10 protein-coding genes are annotated in these 8521 nt (G+C 60.2%); 8 read left to right on the plus strand and 2 right to left on the minus strand.

Annotation, left to right across the window (positions count from 1 at the left end; translation table 11 throughout):
* From Q0239_RS13495 to Q0239_RS13530, 8 genes are all read left to right on the plus strand, one after another.
* The coding region (locus Q0239_RS13495; protein WP_298603725.1) for a flagellar basal body L-ring protein FlgH at positions 1 to 291 on the plus strand (291 nt) is incomplete at its 5' end.
* 29 nt (positions 292 to 320) lie between these two features.
* Entirely contained in the window at positions 321 to 1388 is a 1068-nt protein-coding gene (locus tag Q0239_RS13500) for a flagellar basal body P-ring protein FlgI (protein ID WP_367276115.1), read from the plus strand.
* Positions 1385 to 1657: a rod-binding protein gene (locus Q0239_RS13505; RefSeq protein WP_298603729.1), complete on the plus strand. Its 273-nt coding sequence runs from the start codon at positions 1385 to 1387 to the stop codon at positions 1655 to 1657. The genes Q0239_RS13500 and Q0239_RS13505 overlap by 4 nt, the downstream gene beginning before the upstream one ends.
* Complete coding sequence (flgK, locus tag Q0239_RS13510; protein ID WP_298603730.1) at positions 1654 to 2982, plus strand: flagellar hook-associated protein FlgK; 1329 nt, start codon at positions 1654 to 1656, stop codon at positions 2980 to 2982. The genes Q0239_RS13505 and flgK overlap by 4 nt, the downstream gene beginning before the upstream one ends.
* Before the next feature lie 12 nt (positions 2983 to 2994).
* A complete protein-coding gene (locus Q0239_RS13515; RefSeq protein WP_298603732.1) occupies positions 2995 to 3825 on the plus strand; it encodes a flagellin in 831 nt (276 codons plus the stop codon).
* Between the two features lie 70 nt (positions 3826 to 3895).
* Positions 3896 to 4759, plus strand: a complete 864-nt coding sequence (gene motA, locus Q0239_RS13520; protein WP_298603734.1) for a flagellar motor stator protein MotA — start codon at positions 3896 to 3898, stop codon at positions 4757 to 4759.
* Positions 4759 to 5610 carry a flagellar motor protein MotB gene (locus Q0239_RS13525; protein WP_298603736.1) on the plus strand — a complete coding sequence of 284 codons (852 nt, stop codon included), beginning with the start codon at positions 4759 to 4761 and terminating at the stop codon, positions 5608 to 5610. Before motA ends, Q0239_RS13525 begins: the two co-directional genes overlap by 1 nt.
* 189 nt (positions 5611 to 5799) lie before the next feature.
* The gene (locus Q0239_RS13530; RefSeq protein ID WP_298603738.1) at positions 5800 to 6834 is read left to right on the plus strand and encodes a sigma-54-dependent Fis family transcriptional regulator; all 1035 of its coding nucleotides are present in this window, start codon (positions 5800 to 5802) and stop codon (positions 6832 to 6834) included.
* Here the strand turns inward: Q0239_RS13530 and Q0239_RS13535 are convergent.
* Positions 6819 to 7493, minus strand: a complete 675-nt coding sequence (locus Q0239_RS13535) for a DsbA family oxidoreductase (RefSeq protein ID WP_298603740.1) — start codon at positions 7491 to 7493, stop codon at positions 6819 to 6821. The genes Q0239_RS13530 and Q0239_RS13535 overlap by 16 nt on opposite strands.
* Before the next feature lies 1 nt (position 7494).
* Positions 7495 to 8364: an NAD(+) diphosphatase gene (gene nudC / locus Q0239_RS13540; RefSeq protein WP_298603741.1), complete on the minus strand. Its 870-nt coding sequence runs from the start codon at positions 8362 to 8364 to the stop codon at positions 7495 to 7497.
* Positions 8365 to 8521 lie beyond the last annotated feature (157 nt).

Here is an 8521-nt window from a genome sequence, read left to right on the forward strand (position 1 = left end):
GAAGCCGCCCAGACCAGCGCTTTGAACGGAGAGATCAGTGTGACGATCGCCGCCGTCTATCCCAATGGAACCATGCTCGTTCGGGGCGAGAAGACGCTCACCCTCAATCGGGGCGACGACAAGGTGCAGTTTTCCGGTATCATTCGAACTGCCGATATTTCCGCAGACAACCGCGTCCTATCCAGCCGGGTCGCCGATGCGCAAATCCACTACACCGGTAAGGGCGAGATCGCGCGCGCCAGCAAGCAGGGCTGGCTGCAGCGTTTCTTTTCCAAGATAAGTCCGTTCTGATGAGGCGACTGTTTTGCCTTTTCGCCGCCATGGCCGCACTGTTTTCCGCGCCAGTATATGCGGAGCGGGTGAAAGACCTCGGCCAGTTCCAGGGGCTGCGCGCCAACCAGCTGACGGGATATGGCATTGTCGTCGGCCTTGCCGGCACCGGCGATGACAGTCTGATTTATGCAACACAGGGCGTGCAAGGCACTGTCTCGCGCTTTGGCTTGACGATCCCACCGGGCGTCAATCCTGCCCTCAAAAATGCCGCTGCTGTGCTGGTCACGGCAGAGCTACCGCCCTTTGCCAAACCGGGCCAGCGGCTCGACATCACCGTTTCCGCCATGGGTAAGGCCAAATCGCTGCGCGGCGGCACGCTGGTGATGGCGCCGCTTTATGGCGCTGACGGCCGCATCTATGCGATGGCGCAGGGCAATCTTGTCGTCGGTGGCCTTGGTGTTGATGCCGCAGATGGCTCGAAACTATCGATCAACATTCCCTCGGCCGGACGCATTGAGGGCGGAGCGACGGTCGAGCGTTCGGTGGACACCGGCTTTACCGCAGGTGAGCATCTGCTGTTCAACCTGCACCAGTTTGATGCCACCAATGCCGGCCGGATTGCCGATGCCATCGACACGACCTTTGGTCCCGGAACAGCCACTGTGCTCGACGGTGCCACTGTGCAGATCCGCGCCGCACAAGGCGGCGATGCCCGCACCCGGATGATCGCGCTGATCGAAGCGTTGAATATCAACGCGGCACAACCGCGCGCGCGCGTTATCGTGAACGCCCGCACCGGCACTGTCGTCATCAACGGAGCTGTTCGCGTGGGGGCAGCAGCAGTGACCCATGGGAAGCTGACATTGAAAGTGGATGAAGCCCCGGCCGTCGTGCAACCCGCCCCGTTCAGCCGCGGAGTAACCGCCGTCGAGCAATCGAGCGACATCAAGGTTGAGGAGCCTGCCAACCCCGCCTTCCTGATCAAAGGCGGCGCAAACCTTGCCGAAATTGTGGACGCGATCAACTGCATCGGCGTGCCCCCTGGCGATCTGGTCGCCATCCTCGAAGCGCTCGACCAGGCGGGTGCGCTGACAGCCGAATTGGTAATCATATGATACGACCTGTTTCATCGAGCCCCTCCCCCAGCGCAGCTCCGGTCAATCCCGAGCTGCGCAAAGCCGCTATTGCGTTTGAGGCGGTCATGCTCCGTCAGCTAATCAGCGAAATGCACAAAGGTGCATTGGTGGACGACATTTTTGGTTCATCGGCAAACTCAACCTATCGCGAGCTCGCCGATGCCCGGACAGCAGACGCTCTGGCACAGCGCGGGGCGATCGGCATAGCCGCGATGATCGAGGGGCAGTTGCAGGGAGAGGCCAAATGAGCGACCTCCTCAACATCGGCGCATCGGGCCTTCGCGCCTATTCGCGCGCATTGGCGACGGTTTCGGACAATATCGCCAATGCCCAGACCTCCGGCTATGCACGTCGCACGATCGAACTGCGCGAAGCTCCGGCAGCGGGCGACATTGTCCTTTCCCGCAACAGCATTCGACCCGGCGGGGTCGAGACAGCCGGAGTCCACCGCTCGGTTGACCCATGGTTGGTCGAGGATGCCCGCACGGCATCGGGCGAAGCCGATCGCAGCGCTGCACGCCTTGGCGCGATCGACGCCACAGAGCGTGCACTGGATGACGGTATCGGAGGGATCGGGGAGAGCGTGACCCGTATCTTTACCACCGCTGATCAGCTCGGCTCAGATCCGGCAAACCCAGCTTTACGCGCACAATTTCTGCAGTCGGTGGACGATAGCGCGGCGGCCTTTCGTCGCACAGCAAGTACGTTGGAAAGTGCGGCCAATGGCGTTGCCCAATCGGCTACGGGTGCAGTTGATGGGCTCAACACCGATCTCGCTGCGCTAGAAAAGGTCAATCTCGGCTTGCGGCGTGCCCGTGCGGGTTCGACAAATGAAGCCACGCTCCTCGATGAACGCGATCGGTTGCTCGACCGCATTTCGTCGGCACTACCGATCACCACCAGCTTTGATGCGCGTGGAGCGGTGACGCTGACTGCGAGCGACGGTGGCATTCCTCTGGTCGCTAACGGGACAGTGGCGACACTTTCGGTTTCAGTGATGGGCAATGGCCAGCTGGCCTATGCGGTGGCACCTGGCGGAGCACTGACACCAACCAGCGGTAGTCTTACCGGTTTCGCCCAGGGGGCGGCGCATATTGCTACGCAACATTCAAATCTCGACGCCTTGGCGGTGCAACTGGCGAGCGACCTCAATGGCTGGCACCATGCGGGCCTTGATGCCAACGGCAATCCGGGCGTCGCCCTCCTTTCCGGAACTTCGGCAGCAACGCTGTCGGCCCTCGCGCTGGCAGCCGATGCAGTTGCTGCGGCCGATGCCGGTTCCAGCAATGGCAACGCACTTCAGCTTGCCAATCTTCGCGGAGCTTCGGGAGTGGAGGCGGGCTGGGCTGCCTTGGTCGCCCAGCAGGCGCAACAAGCCGCCAGCGCGCGTGCGCAGGATGCAGCTGCCTCAAGCCGCCGGGACGGGGCCTTTGCAGCGCGCGATATGGTCGGCGAAGTCGATCTCGATCGCGAAGCTGCAGAACTGCTCCGTTTCCAGCAGGCCTATGAGGCCGCCGCGCGCACGGTGCAGGTTGCGCGCGAAACCATGCAGTCGATTCTCAACATTTTCTGACGGACCACAGCCATGATCACCGCTACCGGTAACCGCAGGACTCGCGAAACCGCCCGCCAGTCACGGCTTTCACAGGATATTGCCCAGACCCAGATTCAGGTTTCGACGGGGAAACGCCTGCAGCGCGCATCGGATGATCCAATTGCTTCAGCCAGAGTGGCCGCGCTCCGCACGACGCAAGCGAATGTTGTCGTTTGGGGGGGCAATATAAATGTCGCCCGCACATTAACGGCCCAGGCCGACGGTGTGCTGAAGTCCGCTTCCGACCTGTTGGGAAGGGCCAAGGTATTGGCACTCTCCGCTTCAAACGGAACATTGGCAGCGGCCGATCGGGCGGCCATTTCACTCGAACTATCGGCGATTGCGGATGAACTTGATTTACTTGGCGCAACCGACTCGAATTTGGGCGAACCGTTGTTCGCAACGGAAAGCGCCCGACTGATGCGGTTTGACAGCGATGCGCTTTTCGCACCTGTCCCTGCAAGGGCAGCTTTGTTCGACATCGGCGGGCAATCGGCAGCGCAGCATGTGCGTGATGCAGCGAGTGCAATCGGAGCGGGCAACAGCACTACGATCGCAACCTCGCTGACTGCGCTCGATGGTGCCATCAACCAAATGGCGACTGCGCAGGCACAAATCGGAATCAATGCCTCCCGGCTGGAACGGCTCGCTGAAGTGCATGCGGAAAGAGGCATTACGATTGCCGCGGAGCGATCCTCGCTCGAAGATACCGATCTGACCGCAGCGATTGCCAAACTCAACGCCCAGACGATCACGCTGGAGGCAGCGCAGGCGGCCTTTGCACGCATCAACCGGCGGACATTGTTCGATATTTTGGGCTGACCCGCTCAACATTCCCCGCTTCCCGCCGTTAAACCCATAAACTCCTGCCAGACCGGAAAGCTCCCAAAGCATGTTTGCGATTATCGGTATCCTCGTCCTGATCGCGATGGTGTTTGGTGGTTTTGCGTTGACCGGCGGCAATCTCGGCCCGGTGATGCATGCGCTACCACATGAGATGCTGATTATCGGCGGGGCCGCTATCGGATCGCTGATTATCGGCAATTCGGGTAAGGAATTGAAAGCGCTCGGCGGTGGCCTGACCAAGGTGTTCAAGGGGCCGCGTTATGGCAAGCAGGACTATCTTGATTGCATCCTGCTGGTCGGTAAGCTGATGAAGCTGCTGCGCACCGAAGGCCCGGTCGCGCTCGAGCCGCATATCGAAAGCCCGAAAGAGTCAGCCCTGTTTGCCGATTATCCAAAGCTGCTCGCCGACCAAACGCTCATCCACCTGATCTGCGATACGCTTCGTCTGGTGGTTGTCTCGTCGGGAACACTCGATCCACACGCAGTTGAAGAGGTGATGGATAACGCGATCAAGAACCACCATCACCACGCGATCAAACCCGCCGACGGCCTACAAAACCTCGCCGATGCCCTGCCTGCACTCGGCATTGTTGCGGCGGTGCTCGGCGTCGTCAAAACCAGGGGCTCGATCGACAAACCGCCGGAGATATTGGTCGGGATGATCGGATCGGCGCTGGTCGGCACCTTCCTTGGCGTGCTGCTGGCTTACGGGCTGGTCGGGCCCTTTGCCAACCGGGCGAAGCAGGTGATCGAGGGCGACGCCGCAATCTACCACACAGTCAAACAGATCATCATCGCTTCGCTGCACGGCCATCCACAGCCGCTGGTGATCGAGGCTGCGCGTTCCGGCATCGAACATTCGAACCAGCCAAGCTTTGCCGAAGTTTTTGACGGAATGCGGGCACGATAATGGCTGCCAACGCAAATCAGGTCGTCCGGCCCGTCATCGTCAAAAAGGTGTATGAAGCGCCCCACGCCGCGCATCATGGCGGGGCGTGGAAGGTGGCCTATGCCGACTTTGTCACGGCTATGATGGCCTTTTTTCTGCTGATGTGGCTGCTGGGTGCGACCACCGAAAAGCAGCGCAAGGCGCTCGCCGACTATTTTGCGCCGACTTTGGTCAAGACGAAGCAGGAGAGTGCTGGGTCGAACGGGATGTTCGGCGGGGATTCGATTGTCTCGGCGGACGATTATCCGCACCGCGCCGCACAGACCGGAACGAAGGCGATCACTATCCCGCGCGATGCCAAGGGCGGGCCCAAGGAAGCCTCGGGCAAGGAGCGTGACAAGGCGAGGTTCGAGAATCTGAAGCAGGCGCTGGCGAAAAAGATGCAGGCCAGTCGTGAATTGCGCCGCCTCGCCAAAAATGTCCGCTTCACCGAAACGCGTGAGGGGTTGCGCATCGACCTGGTCGATGAAGCCGATTTCAGCATGTTCGTTTCGGGCACCAATCAGATGACGCCCGATGCGATGCGGTTGCTGGATGAAGTGTCGCTGCTAGTTCGCGAGCTGCCCAACGGCCTGATCATTCGAGGCCATACCGATGCGGCACCTTACGCCCGTGGGCAGGGGATGAACAACTGGAAGCTGTCTGCCGAGCGTGCCGAAATCACCCGCGCCATCTTTGCGCAAAAGGGGGTGGGGCCGGATCGCTTCCTGCGAATCGAAGGGGTGGCGGATCGCGAACCTTATGTTCCCAGGAACCGGTTCGATCCGCGCAACCGGCGAATGTCGATTACCATGGGTTGGGCGCGCGAATAGAGTTGGTCCGGATTGGATCATCCCGAAACATCTGACCTACGTTTTTCTGCCCCTGCTTTCCTCCATATTGGATATAATCGATGTTATTCAATATGTTATGAGAATTCTCGAAACCAGTCGTTAACCATTTGCGCCGCAGTTCGAAGTCATCGGAAAGGCGGGGCAGCCCGCATCGCTTCGGGGGCAGATATGGCTATTTTGACGGCAGAGTGTGAACGCGAAATCGCTTCGTTGGTGATCGGTACCAGCCCTGCCGTGCAAAGGTTGCGGGCGATGATTGCCCGTGTGGCGGCGTCGGATGTGTCGGTGCTTCTTGCGGGGCCATCCGGATCGGGCAAGGAACTGGTCGCACAGGCCATCCACACCGCCAGTGGCCGCAGCGGCAATTCCTTTGTCGCAATCAACACCGGCGCGATCCCCGCCGAACTGATCGAATCCGAACTGTTCGGGCATGAAAAAGGCAGCTTCACCGGCGCGCATAGCCGGCGCACCGGCCATTTCGAAAATGCGCATAAAGGCACGCTGTTCCTCGACGAAATCGGCGACATGCGTTTTGACATGCAGGTCAAACTGCTGCGCGTGCTTGAGGAGCGTATCGTCACCCGCGTGGGTAGCAGCAGCGGTACCCCGGTCGATGTCCGCATCATTTCGGCAACACATCAGGACATGGATAGCGCGATAGCCGAAGGCCGATTCAGGCAGGACCTGTTCTTCCGCCTTGGCGTGGTGCTCGTCCATGTACCGTCGCTGGCGGAGCGTTCGGAAGACATCCCGTTCCTCATCCGCCATTTCCAGAAGGGCAAACCCTCAGGCGCGATTGCCCATTTTGACGAAAACGCTCTCCAGCGACTTATGGCGCACGCATGGCCGGGCAATGTCCGCGAATTGCGCAACGTCGTCGAACGCGCAGGCGTGCTCTATGGTGGCGAGATATTGAACGCAGACGATATCGATCTGTTGCTCACCAACGCTTTGCCGCCGCTCGAAAGCCGCCGCGAACGATTGGCCGCGGCGCCCCTATCCTTCGCCCAGGTCGGCCCTGCGCCGAGCAAGGAGCAACCGATAGACCTGCGGCAGGAAATCGAAACTATCGAACTCGAACGCATCAATATGGCGTTGGAACTGGCCGATGGCATAGTTTCGGAGGCCGCGCGGTTGCTGACGTTGAAGCGCACCACTTTGATCGAGAAGATGCGCAAATATGGGGTTCAGGCGGTTGCCTGATCCCGCTTCGCCAGAACCTTGCCAATCACCTGCGCAAAGGTCTCCGCACTCTGCGCGCCGGGAACCATATATTTGCCATCGAAAATGATAGCAGGCACGCCAGCGACATTCTCATTGATCCAGTAGCTTTCCTCGCCGCGCACTTCGCGCCCGAGCACCTCGTCGGCCAGCCATGCTTCACAGGCGGCGCGGTCGAGACCTATGCTTTCAGCAACATCCAATAGAACGGCCCGATCGCTCACATCCTTGCCCTGCTGGAAATAAGCTGAAAACAGCGCGAGCTTCAGTTCGGTCTGCTTTTTCCAGCCATGTTGGGATCCGGCGCGTGTCAGCAATTTGTGTGCGTCGAACGTATTGTATAATCGCCGCGCGCCCATATCGCCGAAGGTGAAGCCGAGCGCAGCGGCGGTGTCCTTGATCCGCTCACGTACCGCCTTCGTTTGGTCAGAAGACTGGCCATATTTGCGCGCAATATGCTGGCCCGCATCCTCGCCTTCGGACGGCATGTCGGGATTCAGTTCGAACGGGTGCCAGTGGATTTCGGCTTCGACTGGTTCGGGCAGCAAGCTCAACGCCTTTTCGACCTGCTTGTAACCGATGATGCACCAGGGGCAGACGACGTCGGAAACGATATCGATACGGAGAGGTTGTGCCGTCATCTCAATCTGCCTCCGCCCAACGCCGCAACAAGGTATGCGCAATCGCAAAGGGCGGCGGCGCGCCAAAGCGTTTGTCGGGGGCATCGGCGAGTGCGGCGCGTGCCTCTTCCTTCGTCACCCACATCGCGTCTTCCAACTCGTTATAGTCGATCGTTAGCTGGGCGCCATCGGCGTCTGCCACACAGGCGATCATCAGTTGCGATCCGCCAAAGGGCCAGGGCTGGCTGGTAACATAGCGCACCGCGCCGCAGCTGATCCCGGCCTCTTCCATAATCTCGCGCCGCACTGCTTCCTCGATACTCTCGCCGGGTTCAAGGAATCCTGCCAGCGCCGAATAATTGCCCGTAGGCCATGCCGATTGTCGGCCAAGCAGAGCCTTGCCCTCATATTCGGCGATCATGATTACAACCGGGTCTGTGCGCGGGAAATGTTCGGCGTCACAGGCCGTGCATTGGCGGCCCCAGCCAGCGCGAAACACCTTGGTCGAACCGCCACAGCGACCGCAATATTTGTGGTTGTTGTGCCAGTCGATCAGGCTGCGTGCCGTGCCGTAGATGGCAGCATCCTCGGCCGGCAGCATCGACAGTGCGCGCCAGACTGCGGGTGAGCGCGCCATACCACCTGCGCCTTCAACCAAAGGCACAAAATGCGGCTTGCCATTGGCAAGGCCGAGCAGGATGAGTTCGACCGAAACGTCAATCTCGGCCATCGAAACCCATTTCAGCCCGCCTTCGCTGGCGACAACAGGATCAAGCCCGTCGAGCCCGAGCACCCGTGCACGCCAATCGTTCAGCGCGGCATTGAACGCCTCAACATCGTTACGCAGCCGATCGGCGCGATCGAGCGGGGAGCCTGTGAAGCCTGGATTCATATCGGCTTCAACCCTGCAAATCGGCAACAACCCATTTGCCGAAATCGTCGTGGAAACCATAGGCGTTCGACGGCATATATTGTACCATCCCCGTCGCGCGCACCTTGCGGCGGGTATCGACAAAGGCAATCGTCCCGGCAGCTCCGCCCCAACCGAA

The organism is uncultured Sphingorhabdus sp. (genome assembly GCF_937872355.1).
Taxonomy (GTDB): domain Bacteria; phylum Pseudomonadota; class Alphaproteobacteria; order Sphingomonadales; family Sphingomonadaceae; genus Sphingorhabdus_B.

Coding starts and splice junctions, on each gene's coding strand:
- nudC (WP_298603741.1), bottom strand. CDS start 8,364: ATGAATCCAGGCTTCACAGGCTCCCCGCTCGATCGCGCCGATCGGCTG.
- Q0239_RS13525 (WP_298603736.1), top strand. CDS start 4,759: ATGGCTGCCAACGCAAATCAGGTCGTCCGGCCCGTCATCGTCAAAAAG.
- Q0239_RS13505 (WP_298603729.1), top strand. CDS start 1,385: ATGATACGACCTGTTTCATCGAGCCCCTCCCCCAGCGCAGCTCCGGTC.
- Q0239_RS13515 (WP_298603732.1), top strand. CDS start 2,995: ATGATCACCGCTACCGGTAACCGCAGGACTCGCGAAACCGCCCGCCAG.
- Q0239_RS13500 (WP_367276115.1), top strand. CDS start 321: ATGGCCGCACTGTTTTCCGCGCCAGTATATGCGGAGCGGGTGAAAGAC.
- motA (WP_298603734.1), top strand. CDS start 3,896: ATGTTTGCGATTATCGGTATCCTCGTCCTGATCGCGATGGTGTTTGGT.
- Q0239_RS13535 (WP_298603740.1), bottom strand. CDS start 7,493: ATGACGGCACAACCTCTCCGTATCGATATCGTTTCCGACGTCGTCTGC.
- flgK (WP_298603730.1), top strand. CDS start 1,654: ATGAGCGACCTCCTCAACATCGGCGCATCGGGCCTTCGCGCCTATTCG.
- Q0239_RS13530 (WP_298603738.1), top strand. CDS start 5,800: ATGGCTATTTTGACGGCAGAGTGTGAACGCGAAATCGCTTCGTTGGTG.